20 protein-coding genes are annotated in these 23,489 nt (G+C 28.7%); 17 read left to right on the top strand and 3 right to left on the bottom strand.

The window, feature by feature from the left end:
- Nucleotides 1-11 precede the first annotated feature (11 nt).
- The 4 genes from KEC93_RS23820 to KEC93_RS23805 all read left to right on the top strand — a co-directional run bounded on the left by KEC93_RS23820 (nucleotide 12) and on the right by KEC93_RS23805 (nucleotide 3,934).
- Entirely contained in the window at nucleotides 12-944 is a 933-nt protein-coding gene (locus KEC93_RS23820; protein WP_077868327.1) for a glycosyltransferase family 2 protein, read from the top strand.
- 23 nt (nucleotides 945-967) lie between these two features.
- Nucleotides 968-1,372 carry a GtrA family protein gene (locus KEC93_RS23815; RefSeq protein WP_207652957.1) on the top strand — a complete coding sequence of 135 codons (405 nt, stop codon included), beginning with the start codon at nucleotides 968-970 and terminating at the stop codon, nucleotides 1,370-1,372.
- Nucleotides 1,373-1,487: 115 nt separating this feature from the next.
- Nucleotides 1,488-2,024, top strand: a complete 537-nt coding sequence (locus tag KEC93_RS23810; protein WP_077868328.1) for a histidine phosphatase family protein — start codon at nucleotides 1,488-1,490, stop codon at nucleotides 2,022-2,024.
- Nucleotides 2,025-2,464: 440 nt separating this feature from the next.
- Nucleotides 2,465-3,934 carry a DUF3329 domain-containing protein gene (locus tag KEC93_RS23805; protein WP_111944653.1) on the top strand — a complete coding sequence of 490 codons (1,470 nt, stop codon included), beginning with the start codon at nucleotides 2,465-2,467 and terminating at the stop codon, nucleotides 3,932-3,934.
- 26 nt (nucleotides 3,935-3,960) lie between these two features.
- Here KEC93_RS23805 and KEC93_RS23800 read toward each other — a convergent pair whose 3' ends face one another.
- The 3 genes from KEC93_RS23800 to KEC93_RS23790 form a co-directional block, all read right to left on the bottom strand.
- On the bottom strand, nucleotides 3,961-4,116 hold the full coding sequence (locus KEC93_RS23800; RefSeq protein ID WP_172462671.1) for a hypothetical protein: 156 nt from the start codon (nucleotides 4,114-4,116) through the stop codon (nucleotides 3,961-3,963).
- A gap of 301 nt (nucleotides 4,117-4,417) precedes the next feature.
- Nucleotides 4,418-5,551, bottom strand: a complete 1,134-nt coding sequence (locus KEC93_RS23795; RefSeq protein ID WP_077867938.1) for a cadherin-like beta sandwich domain-containing protein — start codon at nucleotides 5,549-5,551, stop codon at nucleotides 4,418-4,420.
- A gap of 248 nt (nucleotides 5,552-5,799) precedes the next feature.
- The gene (locus tag KEC93_RS23790) at nucleotides 5,800-6,804 is read right to left on the bottom strand and encodes a C40 family peptidase (RefSeq protein ID WP_077867937.1); all 1,005 of its coding nucleotides are present in this window, start codon (nucleotides 6,802-6,804) and stop codon (nucleotides 5,800-5,802) included.
- 265 nt (nucleotides 6,805-7,069) lie between these two features.
- On the opposite strand from KEC93_RS23790, the gene KEC93_RS23785 reads away from it, so the two are divergent.
- The 13 genes from KEC93_RS23785 (at nucleotide 7,070) to KEC93_RS23730 (ending at nucleotide 23,479) form a co-directional block, all read left to right on the top strand.
- Nucleotides 7,070-8,161 (top strand): AI-2E family transporter, encoded by a 1,092-nt coding sequence (locus tag KEC93_RS23785; RefSeq protein ID WP_017212064.1) that lies wholly within the window; start codon nucleotides 7,070-7,072, stop codon nucleotides 8,159-8,161.
- A 687-nt stretch (nucleotides 8,162-8,848) separates the two neighbouring features.
- Nucleotides 8,849-9,814, top strand: a complete 966-nt coding sequence (locus KEC93_RS23780) for a phosphatase domain-containing protein (RefSeq protein ID WP_077867936.1) — start codon at nucleotides 8,849-8,851, stop codon at nucleotides 9,812-9,814.
- A gap of 149 nt (nucleotides 9,815-9,963) precedes the next feature.
- Nucleotides 9,964-10,656 (top strand): YveK family protein, encoded by a 693-nt coding sequence (locus tag KEC93_RS23775; RefSeq protein WP_077867935.1) that lies wholly within the window; start codon nucleotides 9,964-9,966, stop codon nucleotides 10,654-10,656.
- Between the two features lie 280 nt (nucleotides 10,657-10,936).
- The gene (locus KEC93_RS23770; RefSeq protein WP_012060895.1) at nucleotides 10,937-11,659 is read left to right on the top strand and encodes a CpsD/CapB family tyrosine-protein kinase; all 723 of its coding nucleotides are present in this window, start codon (nucleotides 10,937-10,939) and stop codon (nucleotides 11,657-11,659) included.
- Nucleotides 11,628-11,936 carry a CpsB/CapC family capsule biosynthesis tyrosine phosphatase gene (locus tag KEC93_RS23765; RefSeq protein ID WP_186826816.1) on the top strand — a complete coding sequence of 103 codons (309 nt, stop codon included), beginning with the start codon at nucleotides 11,628-11,630 and terminating at the stop codon, nucleotides 11,934-11,936. Before KEC93_RS23770 ends, KEC93_RS23765 begins: the two co-directional genes overlap by 32 nt.
- Before the next feature lie 253 nt (nucleotides 11,937-12,189).
- Nucleotides 12,190-13,716 carry a response regulator transcription factor gene (locus KEC93_RS23760; protein WP_077867934.1) on the top strand — a complete coding sequence of 509 codons (1,527 nt, stop codon included), beginning with the start codon at nucleotides 12,190-12,192 and terminating at the stop codon, nucleotides 13,714-13,716.
- The gene (locus tag KEC93_RS23755) at nucleotides 13,709-15,439 is read left to right on the top strand and encodes a sensor histidine kinase (RefSeq protein WP_077867933.1); all 1,731 of its coding nucleotides are present in this window, start codon (nucleotides 13,709-13,711) and stop codon (nucleotides 15,437-15,439) included. Before KEC93_RS23760 ends, KEC93_RS23755 begins: the two co-directional genes overlap by 8 nt.
- 218 nt (nucleotides 15,440-15,657) lie before the next feature.
- The gene (locus tag KEC93_RS23750) at nucleotides 15,658-17,334 is read left to right on the top strand and encodes an extracellular solute-binding protein (RefSeq protein WP_077867932.1); all 1,677 of its coding nucleotides are present in this window, start codon (nucleotides 15,658-15,660) and stop codon (nucleotides 17,332-17,334) included.
- Between the two features lie 98 nt (nucleotides 17,335-17,432).
- Complete coding sequence (locus KEC93_RS23745; protein WP_077867931.1) at nucleotides 17,433-18,323, top strand: ABC transporter permease; 891 nt, start codon at nucleotides 17,433-17,435, stop codon at nucleotides 18,321-18,323.
- 12 nt (nucleotides 18,324-18,335) lie between these two features.
- Nucleotides 18,336-19,217 carry a carbohydrate ABC transporter permease gene (locus KEC93_RS23740; RefSeq protein ID WP_077867930.1) on the top strand — a complete coding sequence of 294 codons (882 nt, stop codon included), beginning with the start codon at nucleotides 18,336-18,338 and terminating at the stop codon, nucleotides 19,215-19,217.
- 34 nt (nucleotides 19,218-19,251) lie between these two features.
- Nucleotides 19,252-19,749: a hypothetical protein gene (locus KEC93_RS26860; RefSeq protein ID WP_337250454.1), complete on the top strand. Its 498-nt coding sequence runs from the start codon at nucleotides 19,252-19,254 to the stop codon at nucleotides 19,747-19,749.
- 14 nt (nucleotides 19,750-19,763) lie between these two features.
- Nucleotides 19,764-21,641 carry a glycoside hydrolase family 31 protein gene (locus KEC93_RS23735; protein WP_337250453.1) on the top strand — a complete coding sequence of 626 codons (1,878 nt, stop codon included), beginning with the start codon at nucleotides 19,764-19,766 and terminating at the stop codon, nucleotides 21,639-21,641.
- Nucleotides 21,642-21,838: 197 nt separating this feature from the next.
- Entirely contained in the window at nucleotides 21,839-23,479 is a 1,641-nt protein-coding gene (locus KEC93_RS23730; protein WP_077867929.1) for a glycoside hydrolase family 13 protein, read from the top strand.
- Nucleotides 23,480-23,489: the final 10 nt, after the last annotated feature.

Below are 23,489 nucleotides of genomic sequence, written 5' to 3'. Positions count from 1 at the left end.
GAGAAATTAAAATGGACAAAGTATCAATAGTAATTCCGTGTTATTATGAAGAAAAATCTTTACCGTTTTTTTACAAAGAGATAAATAAAATAACCAAGGAAATGGTAAGTGTAGAATTTGAAATAATATTTGTTAATGATGGTTCAATAGATAAAACATTGGATATAATGAAAGATTATGCGCATATAGACAAAAGAGTGAAGTACATATCTTTAAGTAGAAATTTTGGAAAGGAGTCAGCATTATATGCTGGATTAGAAAATTCAACAGGTGATTTTATTGCAGTTATGGACGCTGATTTGCAAGATCCGCCAGAATTATTAAAGCAAATGTATGATGTTTTAATAAATGAGGATTATGATTGTGTAGCAACAAGAAGAGTGAATCGAAAAGGCGAACCGCCAATACGTTCTTTTTTTGCAAAATGTTTTTATAAAATAATAAATAAAATTTCTAATGCAGATATAGTGGATGGTGCAAGAGATTTTAGGCTTATGAGGCGTAGCGTTGTAGATGCTATTTTACAGATGAAAGAATATAATAGATTTTCTAAAGGTATTTTTGGTTGGGTAGGATTTAATACAAAATGGTTAGCCTATGAAAATGTAGAGAGAATAGCAGGAGAAACAAAGTGGTCATTTTGGAAGTTATTTAGGTATTCTATTGAAGGAATTATAGCATTTTCTACGGTGCCACTAGTAATTTCATCATTTATTGGATTAATATTTTTTATTATATCTCTAATAATGATATGCTTTATTATGGCAAGAACATTTATACACGGTGATCCAGTAGCAGGTTGGCCATCATTAGTTTGTATTATATTTTTTGTTAGTGGGATTCAATTATTTTCTACAGGTATTCTAGGACAATACTTAGCAAAAGCTTATATGGAAACTAAAAATAGACCAATATACATTATAAAAGAAAGTAATTTAGAGTAGTTGAGAGATGGGATGAAAGCATAGTGACTAGAATAAAGAAGTTATTAAATAGCGAGGCCTTTAAATATGTAATTTTTGGAGTATTGACAACTCTTATTAATATTCTATTCTATTTAGTTTTAAATAAGATAGGAATGTTGTATATTATAAGCAATACAATTGCATTTGTAATGAGTATAATTTTTGCGTTTATAACAAATAAACTTTATGTTTTTAATTCAAATACGTGGAAACTAAAAATAGTAATAAAAGAAGGAATAACTTTTCTATGTTCTAGACTAGCATCATTTGCATTAGATACATTTTTAATGATATTATTAATAGAAATGGTATGGATGAATGATTTTATAGCAAAATGTATAGTTAATGTTATTGTAATTGTCGTAAATTATATATTAAGTAAATTTATAGTATTTAAAAACAGATAATAAATATTGTAATGCAATCGGACTGCTTTAGGGATTTCAGTTTCTCATAAATTTGTCAAATGAATAAGTTTTCGTTAATTTAAATGATAAAATATATAATTATAGGAGTTAATCAATGAAAATAACTATAATAAGACATGCAAAAGTTAATTATAAGTGGAAAGCTTTGTGTAGTTCACAGGAATTTAATAAATCATGTAATGAATATGATATTAGCCCAATAGATTTTTCAAATAAATACAGTATAAATACAAAGCAACCGATATATATAAGTGAGTTATCAAGGTCATATGACACTGCAAAACTAATTTTTGGTTCAAATAAGTTTATAAAAATGAATTTATTTAATGAAGTTCCATTAAGAGCTTTCACTGATAAAGAAATCAAGCTACCATTAATTATATGGAGAATTTTTGGAAGAATCCAATGGTATATGAATTCCAAAAAGCAAATAGAAACTAAAAATCAAACCTATAAAAGAGCAAAAAAAACAGTTGATTTTTTAGAAAAAAAGAATCAAGATTGCTTTATTGTATGTCATGCATGTTACATGAGAATTCTGCTAAGGGAACTAAAATATAGTGGATATATTGGAAATTATTCAAGGATAAATATTATGAATTTACAAAAGTTTGTATTTATAAAAGAATAAATTCTTTTAAGTTAGGAAATACACATATTTCTAATTTTATGGATAAGATATCGTAGTAAGTAAAGTAATTATCATTTTATTATTTAAATAAAATATTAATAGGTATAATAACAAAGATTGCCTAAATAAAAAAGTAAAAGATACTATATTTATTAAAAAAATTATCACATCCAGATATATTTGAATTTTTAATAAACTGAACTTAATAATAGATCATTTGGTTATTTAAGGCTACATTCTAAGAATACAGCTTTAGATGCAAGAACATACTATTTATATAGAAAGTATTTTGGTACATTACGATAAAAATGTAGACTTAAAAATAACGTAATAATTTAAAGTAAGCATCACTAACAATTGGGTTTAGATGATATATGAATTTGGTGATTATGGAAATTTTTGAGGGTTTAGTAAATCATGTATATAAGGAGAAAATTATTATGCAAGATAGCATCATAAAATTTTTTATTAATATAAAACGAAAATTTATAAATGTTTGTAAAAATATAGATAATAAGTATTTTACTAAATATTCAATTAGAAAAAATGTATTTATTTCTAGTATTATATTTTTCTCAATAGCTATGTTTATCTTAAATTACTTAACACCACTACTTGTAGATGATTATTCATTTGGATACATAAATGGCACTGAGACACATATTGTAAGTATAAAGGATATTATATATTCCATGTACAATTATTATTTTACCTGGGGTGGACGAGTTTGGGGTGAATTTTACCAGCAATTATTTACTCTACTAGGAAAACCAATTTTTAATGTTCTTAACACTATTATTTATATAGTTAATACATTATTGATATATTATGCTTGTAATGAAGCAAAGAAAGCAAAAGTTTCTTTATACATAGGAATCAATCTTTTAATTTGGTTCTTTACCCCTAATTACGGACAAGTGATGTTTTGGTTATCGGGTTCTTCTAATTATTTGTGGCTTATAACTCCAGTTTTAATTATGATATTAATTTTTAGAAAATACTCAATTAACCAAGATATAATTAAAAATAATTTAATTAGTGCTTTTATAATATTTGTACTTGGAATTTTAGCAGGCTGGGCTAATGAAAATGCTAGTGCAGGGATGTTAGTAATTTTAACTTTATATATTGCTTACTATTACGTTAATAATATAAGTATATGTAGATATATAATTAGCGGATATATTGGAAGCTTAATTGGATTCATATTATTAATTAGTGCTCCTGGGGCATATGTTAGAAAGGCAGTGGAACAATCGGCTGTGCATACAACAATTATTTTTAGGCTTTTTATGATAACTTATTTTTGGGTGGCTTTTGTCCTTGGAATGTTTATTATTTTAGCCATTGTGCTTTTTATAGGAAAAAGATACTTTGATTTAAAGAAAAATAATAGCATATATCAGTCTGTTATATTTGTTATGGCATCCATTGGATCTGCTTATGGTATGATAGCATCGCCTACCTCTCCAGAAAGAACTTGGTTTTGTATTGTAGTGTATCTAAGTATATCAATTGGAATTCTTTATGAAAAAATTGATTTTGAGGTTACAGACCTTGAAGAAAGTACAATATTAATGTTTAGAAGAATAGCAGTAGCTGTAATGTTAATTGCTTTCTGCAATTTTTGGGTTATGTATCTTGATGCAATCATGTCTACTTATGAAGTATTAAATCAAACTAAAGCTCGTGAACAATATATATTATCGGAAAAATTAAAAGGAAAGTTGGATATCTCGACAGTTGTAATTTCTCATAAGTATCCTTTACTGGCTCATCATGATGCTTCATATGGTCTAGATGATATTACTCCAGATCCAAATTATTTTTCAAATAAAGCTTTATGTAAGTATTACGGGCTTAACTCCATAATAGGAGTTCCAGCAAAAGAGAAGCAATATTTAAACTAATTCTCAATCTTCTAAATTTCAGTGCTCTATGGAGTTTTATTACTGCCAATTACAAATGGATTTATAGCTCTTTTGGTTGTATTATTATCTTCTATATACATTGTATATTGATATTTCATGCTCACAACGTGGGCTAATAATCCATTTGAAACTATACCTTTATATAAAGAAGTATTTAGCATTTTGCAGAAATTTCTCAGAGTTACTTCGCAAGAAGAAAAGACAGCAACAATTTTTCTCCAATTGATATTTTCATTATCATTCGTATAAATAAACCCCCATTGTTAAAATATATGTTAATTTTAACAAGAGAGTTTTGCATTTATCCATCCGTTAATTTTTTTACGCTTACGTTAATTGCATTGATGAATATATTTATGCATCAACTCCAGCAGAAGTGAGTAAACAAGTTATTTAAAAAATAAGGCAGCTACTTCTTGCATTCTACACAAGATTAGCTGCTAGTTTTTTATTTTAAAAGGATTATTTAGTATACGTTCCATCAGGACCTAATTTATATCCATCAATTGTGGTATTTTTAGCCATAGTTCCTGATTCTCTTAGATAATACCATTTTCCAGAAGAATCTTTTATCCAACCTGTTTTCATTGCACCGCTTGCATCAAAGTAATACCAGTCATTTTCGATTAATGTCCATCCCACAGCTATAGTTCCGTCAGCTTTTCTATATTGCCAGCAAGCTTCTGCTTGTACAGTTTGAGAGTTCTGATTAGTTGAAGTAGTGTTATTATTTGAAGCTACTTGCGAACTGTTTCCTCTTGTCACAACTAAATAATATTCTCTAGTTTTACGATCAGAATTTATAATTCTAATTTTTATAATATTTTTTCCTTCATTTAAAGATACGAGTCTTGTATCTTTACCATCACTAGGATCTAAATCTTTGTCATTAATTGATAATTTATAGCTTTGTTGCTCTGGAACAGCTTTAACGTTAATATAAGATATATTTTCATCGACATTTATATTCTGTACAGGTTCTGTCTTATCGAAAGCGAAGTCAATTTTATTATTGTTAGGATCAAATAAAACTAATCGATTTAAGTAAATATCATCATAGTCTTTTAGAGTTATTGTATTATCATCTGTAGTTTCTTCAGTATTGGCATCAATAATATTATCTTCATCATTCATTTCTCTTTCTACAATAAGTTCATATTCTAAAGAATAATTGCTATCAGAGGCGTTTTTAGAATCATAAAGTCTTATATAAATAGTCTTACTTTGACCTTCCGCGATATTTATTTTACCATAGATATCACTTAGCTTTATATTTTCATTTCCAACAAAGACTCTTATATCAGCAGCCTTAGTTTCAATGGTGCTCAAGTTAAAGCTAGTTTTATTAGAAGGAATTTTTGAATATATAACTACTGGAATTTTGTCACCTTTTTTTACTCTATAATCTCCGTTGTGAGTTATACTACTATATATTGACAATATAGAGCCTTCTGATGTTAGGCCTAAAGAAGTTATCTCATCTCCAGAGTATGCATAAGCGCATTGTTCCCCTATACTTAAGGTTGATGGCATCCATGTATAAAAAGCTGTACCTATAATGGTAAATATGATAATTTTTTTTACATTTTTGTTCATGATAAATCGCCTCCACAATAATTATGTATTCGATTAAATTATACCATTTTATATATATTCTATAAATAATAAAATATTACAATTTACCATATTGTGAAAATTTATAAAATAAAGAGCAGCTATTTTCTCTAATCAAACTAGCTGCTTTGCTTATAGTATATAATTTTATTTTTCCATATATGTTGCAATTAATCTTATACATCTCAGTATTAATTTAGTACTTGAATTACTAGAGTTTTAATTTAATATTAGTTTAGAACTCTACCAAAATATTTCATATTTGAGGTACTTAACTTGCTTATTTTAACAACGTCTCCAGTATGGGGAGCTTGAATATACATATCATATCCTATGTACATACCTACATGAGTTGAATCTGAAACTTTATTGAAGACTAAATCCCCAGGTTTAATTTCTGCTATGCTAATAGGCTTGGCAAAACCTTGTTGCTCTTGTGATGTTCTTGGTATAGCGATTCCTTTAGAATTAAAGACATACTGCATAAGCCCGGAGCAATCAAACCCTTCAGGAGATTCCCCTCCCCACAAATATGGAACTTTCAAATATTTCTCTGCTTCTTCTATAACTCCTTTAGCCTGATCTGTAATATCAGAAGGTAATGTTACAGGAATAGTGATTCCTATATCACCTGTTAATAGTGCGTTATTATCTTGTACATATTTTAAGAGAGTATCTTTTTTATCTTCCAAGTCATTAATTTGCTTTTCAACATCATCTTTATCAGTTTGCAATTCTTGATTTTCTTTTTCTATAGTATTTTTAATGTTTAAAAGATTGTCTTCTGATTTTTTGGTTTCTAAAATTAAATCCTTATCGCTTGTACAAATTTGAGAAATCAATGACACTCTTTTTAATGCATCTAAAATATCACCTGAAGAAAATAAAGCGTCTAAATATTGCAATGGTGTAGCTTCAAAGCCTCCATTGAATTGGATGCCCTTTAATCGTTCAGATAACTGGTTTTCTCTTTCAGTAAATTGTGTTTGGGTTAAATCAAGCTTAACTTGGTTATCTTTTATATCATTTTCTTTTTCAAGAATTTGCTCTTTTAGTTGATTTAACTTACCCATGTTATATTCAATTTCATTATCGTATTCCTGTATGTTTTGTATAGCTTGTTCAAGTGTTAGATTACTATCATTAGGGTCCGCCAATGCTGGTACTGAGTTGCATATTGACGTAATAAGTAGCGCTGAAACTACTATCGCCCCAATTCTATTATTTTTTTTCATCTTATCCTCCTTTATGCCTACTCTATAGATATGGTTTTTGTAAAGTAGAATAGATTATTGAATATTATCCGATAACTTATATTATACTACAAACAACTTACAAAATAATTGCAATTTATTAAGATTTTATTAAAATGTTGAGGTAAATAGTTCCAGAGCGCAACTATTTTATTTAAATTTATTAATATGGAAAGGTTTATTGGAATTTCTTGTTTTAAGCATATGATTTATAGGATATAATAATTACTAGAAGGGGGAATAAGATGTGAATTTCTTAAGAGAACTATTTAAAAAAGATATAGTCAGAAGAATTTGCGTTCTTCTTATTATTGTATTTTTTATGTATATATTAAGATCAATGCTTAATCTATTTTTACTTACATTTTTCTTTACATATATTGCATACAGTCTACAAGTAGGAATTACGAAACGGTTAGATAAGTTTATAAAGGTGAAACCGATAATAGTAACATTATTTTTATACATATTCATGACATCTATTATTATCTTTGCAAGTTATAGGTATATACCAATAATTATTAGACAGCTTACAGAGATTGGCATGAAAATATCTAGATTTGATTTTAGAGATATTGGTGGGGAAGTTTTATCTACGTATATTGTACCATACTTTGGAAAGGTTGATTTCATGTCATTTTTTAAGAATTCTGAAATAAATGATTTATTGAAATTTGATCAATTTTTGAAATATGCTTCAAATATAGGTACTTGGAGTTTTAATATATTTGTGTCTTTAATATTAAGCCTCTTTTTTATGGTTGAAAGAGAGAAAATCAAAGAATTTTTCTCAGAGTTTCAAGATAGTAAGATTGCCATATTATATAGGTATACAAAAGATTTTGGAATAAATTTTTTGAATTCATTTGGAAAAGTAATTCAAGCTCAAATAATTATTGCATTTGTTAATAGTATTTTATCTGTTATATCTCTTTTTGCATTGGGATTTCCGCAAGTTTTAGGCCTTGGAGTTATGATTTTCTTATTTAGCTTAGTCCCAGTTGCAGGAACAATTGCATCATTAATACCTTTAAGTATAATAGCATACACAGTTGGCGGTTTTAAAATGATTTTATATATTCTTATAATTATTGCAGTTTTACATGCACTTGAGAGTTATGTATTGAACCCTAGGTTTATGGCAGATAAGACTGAATTACCAGTCTTTGTCGTATTTATTACACTTTTAGTATCAGAGCATTTTATGGGAGTTTGGGGGTTATTACTTGGAGTGCCTCTTTTAATGTTTGTATTAGATTTGTTGAATATCAAACCAAGATCTAAAAATGGAAAGCATAGAAAACTTGTGACACTTAAGAAAAAACGCATTGTCGAGTAAAATTACGCCCTAAAACTTTAGAAAGAAATATCTTAGCTAGGTTAAAACTATTGGTTTCAGCCTAGCTTTATTTTATGCTTTAATGCTCATAAAACCACCTACTAAGTGAATTTATCAGCCTAAAGTAAGCAATTTCACTTAGCAGGTAGGCTTAACTTTTAATTTTACTCAAGAATTATATCTTAAATTAGAGTACAGTACAAAGGGCAAATGTCTAGTGATATTTGTATATGTTTAAGTATTTATTAATCAAGGTATTTGGTGTTCATTTGAATAATCACATAATTTTCACATAACTATTTTATACTGGGTAACAGTGGGTTATTTTCTATAGATAAACAATTTAAGAATTTTATTTACACTTTGCAATAAATACCATACTAGAAAGCAGAAATATTTTTATGCAATAGGCATTGAAAATGAGCTGTTAAAAGCCCTTAATTGTAGGTTGTTCCATTAATGCTTGTCACAATGAAATTGGGAGCAAGCATTAGTGGTAAAACCTGAAATTTAGTGCTTTCAGTGAAATTTTCATAGTCCTGTGAAATAACAATGTTTCTACTTTCGGTGGGTGATTGCACAAGTCTAGTTTTAAAGTTGGTTATCTATAATCATTAGCAAAGCACAAAAGAATCTAAGATTTATGAGTGAAAAATATTCAAATATCAAGAGGAAGGGTGATATTTAATGAAGAGGAATAAGGTTGCATATATAATAGTAGCTTTAGTTATAATAGGAGGAGCAACTATTATGTATAGTATAAATCAACATTATAAAAGTAGTAAAATAGCAATTGAAAAGACAAATAGTGTACAAGCTAATAAAGTGAAACTTGTAATAGATACAGATAATAAGGACGTATTACCCAAAAACTTTAGGACTACTAAGGATAAAATTAATGATGAGAAATCAAAAGATATTAACCTTACAGGATTGAGTGATCTAAATATTTCTGGTAGTGGAGCGCTTTCGGAGAAAAGTTTAGCGATGGTAAAAGAAAAAATAGGTGATAAATCTATCATAGATATTGATTTGCGCCAAGAAGATCATGGATTTATCAATGGTATGGGAATAAGTTGGTTTGGAAAGAATAATCAAGCTAATAAGGGAATTGGCAGAGAACAAATTATATTAGATGAAAAGAGCAATTTAGATAAAATATCTAAGGACAAGCATGTTAAGTTTGATGAACTGCAAAAGGGAAAGTCCGTAAACACAGTAAAATCAATTGATAATCCTGAAAGTGTAGAAACAGAGGAAGAATTAGCTAAAGGCTTGGGCATGAGCTACTTAAGAATTACAGTTACAGATCATGAGAAGCCTTTAGATGATCAAGTAGATTTATTTATTGAATCAATTAAGAATCTGCCAAAGGATACATGGATACATTTCCATTGTAGAGGAGGCGCAGGTAGGACTACAACATTTATGTCTATGTATGATATGATGCACAATGCAAAAAATGTGAGTTTTGAAGATATAATGAACCGTCAAAAATTGATTGGTGGATCAGATTTATTAAAGGAAACAAATAAAGATGAAGATAAATCAAGAGTAGAGTTTTTAAATATGTTTTATAAATATTGCAAAGATGACCAAGATGGGTATGAAACATCGTGGTCTCAGTGGATTAAGAATAATGGAAAGCAATAATGCAAATGTATAAAAGGTTAATTCTAGTGGAAATTTTCCATTAGAATTTTTTTATTTTAAAAATATGAATGAAAGAGAAGGAAATTACTAAAAATATAATTATTGTATTTAGGACTATTGAAAAATTTATTGTATATGGAGAAGTTTAAATGATGAATAACGATATTATAAGAATTGATGAAATAGCAAATCCAATGATAAAAAGATGGAAAATGATACTCTTAGTAACATTAGTAACGACATTGTTAGCTTTAATTATAAGCTATTTTATAATTCCACCTAAATATGAAGCAAATACTAAGGTCTTTATAGGAAAAGAAAATACTACTGGTCAGGATCAAAACTATAGTACTAATGATGTACAAATGTATCAAAAACTGATAAAGACTTATGCAGAAATAATAAAGACCAATGATTTAGTACAAAGGGCCATAGACTCAAGTGATATAAACTTAAATTCAGAAAATGTTCTTGATAATTTATCAGTTACGCCAAGAACAGATACACAAATATTGGAGATTAGTTACGTAAGTGCAAACCAAGCATTAGCTGGGGATGTAGTGAATTCAGTTACAAATGAGTTTATAAGATCATCTAGAGAGTTTATACCAAATGGTAACGTAAAGGTTGTAGAAAGTGTTAAAGTACCTCAAAAACCAGTCAGTCCAAATAAAAAAATGTATATAGGAGTCGGCCTTTTACTTGGTCTGATAGGCAGTGCTGGAGCAAGTTTCTTATTAGAGTTCTTTAATAATACTTTTAAAACTAGGGAAGAAATAGAGGAGATTTTAGAATTGCCAGTTCTAGGCGTTATTCCTGACTTATTTAAAGAAGGTAAGTGATGTGAATTGACAGGAAAAGCGGAGATAGAACTCCTATTTTTTATCAATTAATGCGCTAGATAATTAAATTAAATCATCTACTCTTAAAAAATGAAGTTTATGTTAATAAATTATTTGTAAACAAATGCAAGTTGTACTTTGTAATTATTAATGTAGCAAATTTATTTTGACGTTAGGAAGGTGTGAAATCATGTCGTTACTAGAGAAAATAAAAGGCTATACACTAGAAATAATGAAACGATATAAATTAGAAGAAGCGAGGAGTTATAAAGCAGATAGAATGAAAAGATATAAATTAGAGAAAACAGTAGTTGATAATAGAATTCATGCCGGCTTCATAGTAGAAGATAAACCTAAATCTATAGTTGCAGAAGCTTATAGAACATTGAGAACTAATATACAATATTCTTCCTTTGATAAGGAAATAAGAACAATAGCTGTTACTAGTGCAGAAATGGCAGAGGGAAAATCAACAGTTGCAGGAAATATTGCTGCATCTTTTGCTCAAAATGAAAAGAAAGTGATACTAGTGGATTGCGATTTACGAAAACCCTCAGTTCATAAAAATTTTAAAGTCTCAAATTTGATTGGACTTTCTGAAGTTCTTCTTGGAAAGGCCGCCATTGAAGAAGCAGTACAAAAAAGGAATGATAATTTTTATTTTTTAACATCAGGGAAGATTCCACCAAATCCATCAGAAATGTTATCATCTTCTGCTATGAGCAATTTAATAGAAAGATTAAAAGTAGAATTCAATATAGTGGTTTTAGATACAGCACCGCTTAAAGCAGTTACAGATGCACAAATACTATCAACAAAGGTAGATGGGACTATTTTAGTTATAAGGGCGGGAGAAACGAAAAGAGATATAGTAATGGATGCAAAAAATCTTTTGGATAAAGTAGGCGCTAATATAATAGGAACAGTATTACATGCGGTGGAGAATACAAGAGGAAAATATTCTTACTATTATGGAAATGATGAAGACAAGGATAATTTATAGTGAACAAATGTTAGTTTATAGAAAAACTACGCATATATTTTTAGAGAATAATATATATAATTTTATTGGTTCTGATGCTCATGACATAGATAACAGAACTACTGGACTTAGAAAAGCTATAAATATATTAAATGATAATAATAATGAAATAATAAATGAAAACATATTCAAAGAGAGCTCTAAAAAGCTGATTAATGATGAGATTATAAATTTCGTTGGAAAAAAAGTTAAGATAAAGAAATCAATATTTTCGTTTTTTAAAACTAAGTCAAAGTAAGTAGGATTTGAAATTATAACTACACAAATAGCTTAAGAATATAGTGGAGAAGAATCCTATTTAAAATGTCGCTACTTTGAATAGTGATATGGACAAAAAAATGTATATATGTTACATTAACAATGTGGTTAAACGATTACGTAGGATTTTGTTATATTATATTAATGCAATGCTAATTATTATTTCGGATCTATTTAGTATGTATAGAAATAATCGTTTATTAAAATTTAAAAGGAGATGTGGGAGAAAGTTTATGTTTAAAATCTTAATTGTTGATGATGAATTTATTGAGAGAGAGGGCATTATATTTTTAATCAAGAAATTTTCTTTTGACTTTGATATAAAAGAATGTAGTGATGGCGAAGAAGCATTAGAATATTTGAAAAAAAATTCAGTTGATGTTTTATTAACTGATGTAAGGATGCCATTTATGGATGGAATTGAATTATCACAAAACGCTAAATTAATATATCCAGATCTAAAAATAATAATTTTTAGTGGCTTTGGTGAATTCGAGTATGCAAAAAGAGCAATAAGCCTTGGTGTAAATGATTATATATTAAAACCAATAAGCCAGGCAGAATTTAAAAAGACAATCGAAAGTGTTATTGAAAAAATAGGACAGGAAAATAAAGAAAAGCAAGCTAAAGAATGGAGAAATTTCACCGAAAAAGAACATGTTTTATTAAAAGTAATAAGCGGAATTCCTATAGAAAGCATTAGAGAGAGATTTTCTTTAGATAATTATACGGATTTTGTAAATAAGTATAAGAGAATGATTTTGATGGAATTCGATAAGGATTTCTTTAATAATCATCAAGAATTTATAAAAGAAATTCTTGATGATTTCCAAGATAAAGCAGATTATTTGAATTTAAATCCCTATCAAGGAATATTTTTTTTCTATGAGTTTATAGATGAAACTGTATTAGAAAATACTTGTACGAAAATACATAATGTGATATCAGAAAAATATGGAGTCGATTGTTATTTTTCTATTAGTAATTTAATTACATCACCTTCTATAATATCAGAAGAATATTCTAATATGGAACATATTATGGAACAACGTTTTTTTGTACCAGATAAGTATATTTTTTCTAAAAAAGTAGAGATGACATTGGAATCAACAGATGAAAAGTTCGATAGTACTATACTTAAAAATATAGAACATCATATAAAAGTTAGAGATTTTTGTAGTTTGAAATCTAGTGTTGATCTTTTAATAAAAAAATTTTCAGCGCAAAGTGATTTTTCCCAAATATATGTAAAGTTTATTCTTACAAATATTTATAGAAATATTTGTAATGAAATGAAAGAAGCAAATGAAATAGATTTAGATGGAGAAATAGATAAGATTTATTCTAGCAGGACAATTCAAGAAATAAGAGATATATTAAATAATGTTATAGATAATATGGAAAAACAATTTTCCAAGGAATCTTTTAATCATAGGCATGAGATAGAGCTAGTTAAGTCATATATTTATGAAAATTATGGAAAAGATTTATCTCTTGATATATTAGCGGAATATGTGTATATGGCACCAAGCTATTTAAGCAGTATGTTTAAGAAAGAGACAAGCGTGGGTATTAATGTATTTATAAAAAATTATCGTATGGAAAAAGCAAAAGATATGTTAGAAAATACAAATATAAGAATTAAAGATATTGGTAATATCGTGGGATATAGTAATACATCATATTTTTGCCAAAGTTTTAAAGAATTCTATGGATTAACACCTGAAAAATATAGACAAAAGGATGAAAATAATGAATAGGTTAAAAAGATTTTTTCTAAATTTAAAATTTCGATATAAAATAATTTTGACTTACTTCTTAGTTAGTATTATTCCAATTATAATTCTAGGTTTATTTTGTTATCAGCAAACGAAAAATTTACTTTTAGATCAAGAAAGAGAGAATTTAAGAAAGTCTTTTTCAGAAGCAGTTATAGGAATCGAAAACTCAGCGAATGTGTATAGCAATATACTGGATTATACTACATTTAACCCAATGATTTTAGAGGTAATTAATCATGAATATAAAAGTTATTATGAAATGTATTATAAGTTTCATAATATGCTGGATCCATATATTGATATGCTAAGAGCGTTACATAATGATATACAACAAATAACTGTATATACTAGTAATAATATAGTAAAGCATTCCGATTATATAATGCCCATGGAGGTTATTGAAAATAATATTTGGTATAAAGAAGTATTAGGAAAATATAAACCTCAGTGGTTCATTGATAGTGAAAAAAATGTTTTTTTAGCGGTTCAGTTTATTAATAAAGGATATAATGATATACAGAATATTCTATATGTAAAAATAAACTCTAAGAATTTTTTTCAGCCGTTGTATAATATATCAAGCACTAATTGTGGAATTTATGTTGTAGATAAAAATGATGAAGTTGTATTTGAGAATAGAAGCTATGATGATGGTAAAGATTATTTATTGCCGAGTACTGAATTAAAGAAAATAGATGGAGATACTATAACTTATGATAATATAAATTATATTTTAATAAAAATTGATATGAAGGATCTTGGATGGACTGCATATCTTTACAAACCCGTGCATTTAATTGTGGAATCATCTAAAAATATTATTTATACTGTATTCTTTATCATGGGGATTTGTGTTCTAATAATTTTAGTTGTAGGGTATTGGCTTTCGTATATAATAGTGAACCGTATTGAAAAATTAACTAAAAATATGAAGGAAATGAATATGGATCATTTGGAAGTTACAATAGAAAGCAATTCGGAAGATGAAATTGGTGTTTTAATTAATAGTTTTGATAAGCTTATAGTAAGAATAAAAACTTTAATACAAGAAGTATATAAGAGCGAAATATCCAAAAGAAAATATGAAATGAAAGCATTACAAGCTCAAATAAACCCACATTTTCTCTACAATAGCTTGTCTTTGATCAATTGGAAGGCAATTAGGTCAGGAGAAGATGAAATTAGTGAAATGGCTCAGCTATTATCAACATTTTATCGTACATCTTTAAATAAAGGAAGTAGTATCATAACAGTAGAAAATGAATTAAATAATACAGAAGCATATGTTAAGATTCAATCCATGATGCATAATTATAATTTTGATGTGGATTTTGATATTGATAATAAAATTAAGGGATACTATATGATTAATTTATTACTACAGCCATTAGTTGAGAATGCAATATGTCATGGTATTGATCAAAAAAGAAATAATAGAGGCAAGTTAAGAATATCTGCACAGCAAAAAGGAACAGATATTGTGTTTGAAATTGAAGATAATGGAGTGGGGATGAAGAGTGAAATTTGCGAAAGAATTTTAACAACTAGAACAAAAGGTTATGGAGTAAAAAATGTTTATGATAGAATTAAACTTACTTATGGTGAAAATTGTGATTTGAGATTTATAAGTATACCAAATGAAAAAACTGTTGCGATAATGAGTATCCCGGTAGAAATAGACAAGAATAAATTTAATGATTAACTAGATAAATAGCTGTTTTAAAATGGAGGTATGAATTTCATTTTGAAACAGCTTGCTTTTTGTAGTTGTTTACATATTCATAAAAAATTGATATAAATCAAAAATCTTTAGTATATTCGGATAATTACTTGAATGCTATAATTTCAGTATAAATTACTTAACCAAAGCTAGTTACAGTTAAAGTATTATTTTTTTAATGAATTAGGAGGCTTATGGGGATGCTAAAAAGAAATTTAACGCAAACAATGAAAAGGATAACAACTTTTGGAATGGCAGTTATTACAATTGCTATGTTCTTTACGGGGTGCGGAAATAAAGATGGTGCAACTACGACTGAAACGAAAGATAAGTCAGGGGCAGTAACTACACCTTATGGAAAATACGATGAATTGGTAACTTATACTATAGGTAAAAATACACCTGGAAGTCCGCGTCTTCCAGAAGGAGATACCTATGAAAATAATGCATATACAAGATATTTAAAAGATGTATTAAATGTTCAGAATAAAGATGAATTTGAAGCAGCTAATGGAGATCCATATGATCAAAAGGTATCAATGGCAGTCGCTACAGGTGATATACCAGATATTATGAAAGTTGATTCAACAACATTAAAGCAATTAGTAGATAGCGATATGATAGCAGATTTAACTGATGCTTACAAAAACTGTGCCACAGATAAAATTAAACAAATGTATGATTCGTATAATGGAAGAGCATTAGAAAGTGCTACATTTGATGGAAAACTTATGGCATTGCCATCTACTCAATGTGCTAATGCGCCAACAATGCTTTGGGTTAGACAAGATTGGATGGATAAATTGGGATTGCAAGCACCTAAATCAATGGATGATGTGGAAAATATCTTACAGCAGTTTGTAACAAAAGATCCAGGAAATAATGGAGCTGGAAAAACAATTGGTCTTGTGGCTTCTTCTAATATAGGAGGAGTTTATGGGGGATTATTTCAAATGGATAACGTTCTAGGAATGTATAATGCTTTTCCAGGACAATGGATTGAAGAGGATGGAAAAGTTGTATTTGGATCTACAACTAATAATATGAAAAAGGGATTAGGAAGAGTTGCTGAAATGTTTAAAAAAGGTTTAATTGATCCACAAATGGCAGTAAGACAAGGTGATGATGTTACTTCACTTATTGTTAATGGTCAAGCTGGCGCTTTCTTTGGACCATGGTGGGCACCTGATTATCCATTAAATGATGCTAAGAAGCTAAATCCAAATGCACAATGGGTTCCTTATATAATACCAACAAATTCAGATGGGTCTTATACAACTTATACACAAAATCCGGCAAGCGAATTTTATGTTGTTAAAAAAGGATTTGAGCATCCAGAATTATTAGTAAAGATAGCTAGTGTTATTAATGACAAGATGGTATATGAAGACTATGGAAAACAAGAACTTATGGATTATATAAAGCAGGGTGTTGATTCAGGTGTAAGACCGGTAGGTATTCTTATTAATGATTATAATGCAACAATTGATATGTATAAAAATATTGATTTAGCACTTAAAGGAGAAAAAGATCCGGAATCTTTAGGAGCTGATAAGGGAAACTATGAAAAGTGTAAGGATTATTTAGCTAATTCAAATTCTCCAAGTGCTGATGCATGGAGTGGCTATACGTCAAGAATGGTTGCCCCAAAACTAATGAGTGAGACCAAGATAAATGAAGTTAATCCAGTATTTTTTGGACAAACAAAGAGTATGAAATTAAAATGGGCCAATTTACAAAAATTACAAGATGAAACCTTCTTAAAAATTGTAACAGGTGAAGCACCAATAGATTCTTTTGATGTCTTTGTTTCAACTTGGAAGAGTACAGGTGGAGATGAAATTACAAAAGAGGTTGAAGATGCTATAAAAAAATAAATACTAATTTGACAGTTTGGATGCAAGTAGTATTTGCATCCAACTTACAATCGAAGAATTAATATTCTACATTACAAATAAGGAAGGCAGGGAGATTCATGAAAAAAGGGAAAAAACAATTAAGTTATCATCTTATGATGGCACCTGGTATGATATTTTTATTCATATTTAGTTTTATTCCTATGTTTGGTATAATAATGGCTTTTCAAGAGTATTTACCGGCAAAAGGAATACTAGGTTCTAAGTGGGTTGGACTTGATAATTTTAGATATATGCTTCAAATACCAGATAGCATGAATATTTTAAGAAATACACTAGTTATTGCTATAGGAAAAATTATCTTAAGCACAATAATACCAATTATATTTGCATTACTTTTAAATGAAATAAGAAAAAAATGGGCTAAGAAAACCATTCAAACTATTGTATATTTACCACATTTTCTATCATGGGCAGTCTTAGCTGTAGTAGTAGCCAATATTTTCTCCTTTGATGGCCCGGTTAATGCATTTTTGAAATTGTTTGGATATGAACCAACATTATTTCTTGCAAGCAATACCTGGTTTAGGCCTATATTAATAGGAACAGATGTATGGAAAGAATTCGGTTATGGATCAATTGTATATTTAGCGGCATTAACCGGAATTGATTCTGGATTATATGAAGCAGCGGCTATAGATGGAGCAAATAGATTCAAGCAGCTAATACATGTGACTCTGCCAGGTATAATGCCTATAATTATGCTTATGACAGCAATGAATTTAGGAAATATTTTAAATGCTGGCTTTGATCAAGTATTTAATTTATATAATCCGATTGTTTATCAAACAGCAGATATCATTGATACATATGTTTATCGTGTAGGGTTAGTAGGAATGCAGTATAGTTTTGCAACAGCAGTAGGACTATTAAAATCAGTAGTTGGATGTATATTATTATTGTCTGCTAACAAATTATCTCAAAGAGTTGCTAATATGCAAATATTTTAAAGGAGGAGTATTATGTTAAAGTCAAAAAAGTTTGGAAGCAGGCTAGCTGATGCAATTATATGGAGTGTTGTAATAATACTTACAACTGCATGCCTGTTTCCACTTATAAATATGGTAGCTATTTCTTTCAGTAATAAGTCAGCAGCAGCGGGAAATTTAGTGGGATTACTTCCAGTAGATTTTACTTTATCATCCTATAAAACATTATTGCAAGAAGGTCAATTTTGGCGTTCTTTTGGAATTTCAGTATCAAGAGTTATTCTAGGAACAGCATTAAATTTAATATTAGTGGTTTTAATGGCGTATCCACTATCAAAAGGTAAGCGAGAGTTTCGTTTTAGAAATATTTATATGAACCTTATGATATTTGCGATGTTGTTTTCAGGTGGAATGATACCAATATTTATTACTGTAAAAAATCTACATTTATTAGATACTATCTGGTCTCTAATTTTACCAGGTGCTGTGCCTATATTTAATGTAATTTTATTAATGAACTTTTTTAAGAGTGTACCAAAATCATTGGAAGAGGCGGCAGAATTAGAGGGATGTAATAAATGGCAAATTTTATTTAAGATATATATTCCTATCTCGCTTCCTGCGTTAGCAACAATTTCATTGTTTAGCATTGTTGGACACTGGAATGATTTCTTTGGTGGATTGTTGTACATAAATAAGGCAGCAAATTATCCATTGCAAACTTATATACAACAATTAACAGTGGATATTACAAAGGTAACAAATCCGGCTCAGTTACAAAGCATTGCTGATATTTCTAACAAAACATTAAATGCAGCTAAAATCGTTGTATCAACTATTCCATTGCTAATTATATATCCGTTCTTACAAAAATATTTTGTCACAGGAATGGTTATGGGATCAGTTAAGGAATAGAGTATTTTAAGAAGTAAAGAAAGGACATAGTATAATGAAGGATATATATAGAATTGATACAAGTCCATTTTGTAATAATAACAATGTTGTAAAAGGAGATAAATATAGATTTACTGTATTAACATCTCAAATGATAAGATTAGAATATGATGATAAAGGAATATTTGAAGATAGAGCAACTCAGAGAGTGCTAAATAGAAATTTTATATCACAAAGTTTTAAATTAATTGATGAAGAGGAAAATTTAGAAATAATAACTGATCATATTCATTTAATCTATGACAAAAAGAAATTTTCAAAAAATGGATTAACTATAAAAGTGAGAGGAAATGTAAGTAATTATCATAGTATTTGGCATTACGGAGAAGAAATTAATGATTTAAAAGGCACAGCAAGAACTTTAGATGGAGCTGATGGTGCAATTCCTTTGGAAAGAGGTCTAATTTCAAAAGATGGATTTTCTATTATAGATGATAGTGAATCGTTAATTTTAACAGAAGATGGATGGATTGAGACAAGGGAAAAAAAATAACAGATATTTATTTTTTGGGATATGGAAGGGATTATATTAAGTGTTTTAAAGATTTTTTTAAACTATGCGGGAATACTCCTCTCCTACCTAGATATGCATTAGGAAATTGGTGGAGTAGATACTATAGGTATAATGAGGAAGAATATAAGAAACTATTAGATAGATTTAAAGAAGAGAAAGTACCATTTTCAGTAGCTGTAATTGATATGGATTGGCACCTAGTAGATATAGATCCTAAGTATGGAAGTGGATGGACCGGATACACTTGGAATAAAGAGCTATTTCCAGACCCTAAGAGATTTATGAAGTGGCTTCATGAAAATAACTTGAGAGTCACATTAAACGTACATCCAGCTGATGGAATAAGAGCCCATGAAGAAATGTATACTGATATGGCGAAACATCTAAATATAGATTATTTAAACGGAGAAAATATTGAGTTTGATATTTCAGATTCAAAGTTTTTGGAAGCTTATTTCAAATATGCACACCATCCAAATGAAGAAAACGGAGTAGATTTTTGGTGGATTGACTGGCAGCAAGGCAATGATTCAAAGATAGAAGGTCTTGATCCATTATGGATGCTTAACCATTATCACTTTTTGGACAATAAACGTAATGGAAAGAGACCACTTACTTTTTCTAGATATGCAGGAATAGGGAGTCATAGGTATCCTGTGGGATTTTCAGGAGATAGTATTATAACTTGGGAGTCTTTGGATTTTCAGCCTTACTTTACAGCTAATGCATCTAATGCAGGATATGGGTGGTGGAGTCATGATATCGGAGGACATATGCTGGGTGTAAAAGATGATGAGATGGCATTAAGATGGCTACAATTTGGAGTATTTTCTCCAATCATGAGGCTTCATAGTTCGTCAAGTGTTTTTAATGGAAAGGAACCTTGGAGATATAATTCCATTGTTCATGAGACAATGAATGAATTTTTAAGATTTCGACATAGTCTAGTACCGTATATTTATACAATGAATAGAATTTTTAGTGAAGACGGAATCCCTTTAGTACAACCAATGTATTATAAAAATTCTGAATATGATGAGGCTTATGAAGTGCAAAATCAGTATTATTTTGGATCAGAATTGATTGTATGTCCTATAACACATCCAATGAACAGAAAAACTGGAAGAGGAAAGGTAAAAGCATGGCTGCCAGAGGGAACTTATATAGATATATTTAATGGGATGATTTATTCTGGAAATAGATATATTAATTTATATAGGGATATTAGAAGAATACCAGTACTTGCAAAGGCAGGAGCAATAATTCCAATGATAAATATGGAAAGTTGCTACAATCAGATAGATAATCCAAAAGATATTGAAGTAAGAATTTTTGCAGGTGATAATGGCAGATTTAAAATGTATGAGGATGATGGTAATACTTTAGAATATTTAAAAGGAAGATATGCAGAAACAGAAATGAATTTAGAGTGGGGAGACTCCACTAGATTTGTAGTAAAAGCAGTAATGGGAGAGTTTTCTGTTATACCAAAGGAAAGAAATTATACTTTTAAATTCATAGGATTTAAAGATTGTAAAGAAATAATGGTTATATCGGATGGTAAAGAAGTAATTTATGAAAAAGATTATGATAATTTAATGAATAGCATCATTATAAGATGTAATCAAATTGATGTACTCAAAGATTTAGTTATTGACTTTAAAGATGTCATGCAGTTAAGTTGTAATAATATTGATAGACAAATATTTGATTTTTTAAATGAAGCACAAATAAGATTTGATATAAAAGATAAAATTTATAATATAATAAATTCACATGAAAATAAAACTAAGATCATAGGGGATTTGCAAACATTAGATTTGGATAAAGATTTATTTGGTGCAGTTTGTGAAATTATTCTCGCATATTAGATAAATTGAGCATATAGGATGATTAAAAAAGATGCAGTAAAACCCTCAATACTTAAGTAATCGTTTAATAAATTAAATAATAATTATCGTAATTTAAATTAATAAATAGGAAGATTGATAGTTTAATATTTTAGTGGCCTTTGGTAAGGCGACTTACTAACATAAATTATTTGAAAATATATTAATTGGAGGCAGTTATGAATAAGGAATGGTGGAAAGAAAGTGTAGTATATCAGGTATACCCAAGGAGTTTCAAAGATTCTAATGGGGACGGAATCGGGGATTTAAGAGGAATAATAGAAAAGTTAGATTATTTAAAGGAGTTAGGTATAGATGTGATATGGCTATCTCCGGTATACAAATCGCCAAATGACGATAATGGATATGATATAAGTGATTATGAAGATATAATGGATGAATTTGGAACAATGGAAGATATGGATGAACTTATTAAAGAAGGAAATAAGAGAGGAATAAAAATTCTCATGGATTTAGTGGTTAATCATACTTCTGATGAACATAAGTGGTTTATTGAATCTAAAAAATCAAGGGATAATCATTATAGAGATTATTATATATGGAGAGATCCAGTAAATGGGAAAGAACCAAATGATTTAAAGTCAACATTTAGCGGTAGTGCATGGCAATATGATGAGACCACAGGACAATATTACTTACATTTATTTAGTAGAAAGCAGCCAGATTTGAACTGGGAGAATGAGGAAGTCCGTAATAAAGTTTATGATATGATGAATTTTTGGATTGATAAGGGTATTGGTGGCTTTAGAATGGATGTAATAGAACTTATAGGTAAAGTTCCAGATAAAAAGATAAAAGAAAATGGACCAAAACTTCATGAATATATTAAAGAAATGAATAGAAAAACTTTTGGAGATAAAAATCTATTGACGGTTGGAGAAGCATGGTGCTCCAATCCAGAAATAGCAGAACAGTATTCTAATCCAGATGGAAGTGAGCTTAGTATGGTATTTCAGTTTGAACATATTTTATTGGATCAACAACCCAATAAGGAAAAATGGGATTTAAAACCATTGGAATTATTAGATCTAAAGAAAGCGTTGTCAAGATGGCAGTTAGAATTAGAAGGAAAAGGTTGGAATAGTTTGTTCTGGAATAATCACGATGTTCCAAGAATAGTTTCAAGGTGGGGAAATGATAAAGAATATAGAGTAGAAAGTGCAAAAATGCTTGCTACATTGTTACATGGAATGAAGGGAACACCGTATATATATCAAGGCGAAGAACTTGGCATGACAAATATAAGATTTGAGGAACTAAATGACTATAAGGATATAGAAACACTTAATATGTATGAAGAAAGAATAGAGCAAGGTTATAAGCATGAAGATATAATGAATTCAATATATGAAAAAGGTAGAGATAATGCACGTACTCCAATTCAATGGGATGATAGTGAAAATGCAGGTTTTACAACCGGAAATACTTGGATAAAAATAAATCCTAATTATAAAGAAATAAATGCGAAATCGCAATTAAATGATGAAAATTCTATATTCAATTACTATAAAAGTCTAATTAAAATTAGAAAAACAAATCCAGTAGTTGTGTATGGAAAATATGAATTGATTTTAGAAGAAAATAAAGAAATATTTGCTTATACAAGAACTTTAGAAAATGAAATGGTATTAGTTATTTGCAATTTTACAGAAAACAAAGCAAAGTTTATTTTTGATGGTATAAGTAAGTTTAAATATAAAGAACTTTTAATTTCAAATTATGATGTAGATATAAATCAATCAGTAAATAATATAGAGCTAGAACCTTATGAAGCGCGAATTTATAAATTTATCAATTAATTAAGGTTTT

Origin of the sequence: Clostridium beijerinckii (genome assembly GCF_018223745.1) — a bacterium.
GTDB classification, from domain to species: Bacteria; Bacillota; Clostridia; order Clostridiales; family Clostridiaceae; genus Clostridium; species Clostridium beijerinckii.
Note: the sequence above shows the minus strand (reverse complement) of the source record. Positions and strands in the feature narration are given on the sequence as shown.

Coding starts and splice junctions, on each gene's coding strand:
- KEC93_RS23805 (WP_111944653.1), top strand. CDS start 2,465: ATGCAAGATAGCATCATAAAATTTTTTATTAATATAAAACGAAAATTT.
- KEC93_RS26860 (WP_337250454.1), top strand. CDS start 19,252: ATGAAGGATATATATAGAATTGATACAAGTCCATTTTGTAATAATAAC.
- KEC93_RS23800 (WP_172462671.1), bottom strand. CDS start 4,116: ATGCTAAATACTTCTTTATATAAAGGTATAGTTTCAAATGGATTATTA.
- KEC93_RS23810 (WP_077868328.1), top strand. CDS start 1,488: ATGAAAATAACTATAATAAGACATGCAAAAGTTAATTATAAGTGGAAA.
- KEC93_RS23730 (WP_077867929.1), top strand. CDS start 21,839: ATGAATAAGGAATGGTGGAAAGAAAGTGTAGTATATCAGGTATACCCA.
- KEC93_RS23780 (WP_077867936.1), top strand. CDS start 8,849: ATGAAGAGGAATAAGGTTGCATATATAATAGTAGCTTTAGTTATAATA.
- KEC93_RS23750 (WP_077867932.1), top strand. CDS start 15,658: ATGCTAAAAAGAAATTTAACGCAAACAATGAAAAGGATAACAACTTTT.
- KEC93_RS23820 (WP_077868327.1), top strand. CDS start 12: ATGGACAAAGTATCAATAGTAATTCCGTGTTATTATGAAGAAAAATCT.
- KEC93_RS23765 (WP_186826816.1), top strand. CDS start 11,628: ATGGAAATGATGAAGACAAGGATAATTTATAGTGAACAAATGTTAGTT.
- KEC93_RS23760 (WP_077867934.1), top strand. CDS start 12,190: ATGTTTAAAATCTTAATTGTTGATGATGAATTTATTGAGAGAGAGGGC.
- KEC93_RS23755 (WP_077867933.1), top strand. CDS start 13,709: ATGAATAGGTTAAAAAGATTTTTTCTAAATTTAAAATTTCGATATAAA.
- KEC93_RS23770 (WP_012060895.1), top strand. CDS start 10,937: ATGAAAAGATATAAATTAGAGAAAACAGTAGTTGATAATAGAATTCAT.
- KEC93_RS23740 (WP_077867930.1), top strand. CDS start 18,336: ATGTTAAAGTCAAAAAAGTTTGGAAGCAGGCTAGCTGATGCAATTATA.
- KEC93_RS23790 (WP_077867937.1), bottom strand. CDS start 6,804: ATGAAAAAAAATAATAGAATTGGGGCGATAGTAGTTTCAGCGCTACTT.
- KEC93_RS23775 (WP_077867935.1), top strand. CDS start 9,964: ATGATGAATAACGATATTATAAGAATTGATGAAATAGCAAATCCAATG.
- KEC93_RS23795 (WP_077867938.1), bottom strand. CDS start 5,551: ATGAACAAAAATGTAAAAAAAATTATCATATTTACCATTATAGGTACA.
- KEC93_RS23745 (WP_077867931.1), top strand. CDS start 17,433: ATGAAAAAAGGGAAAAAACAATTAAGTTATCATCTTATGATGGCACCT.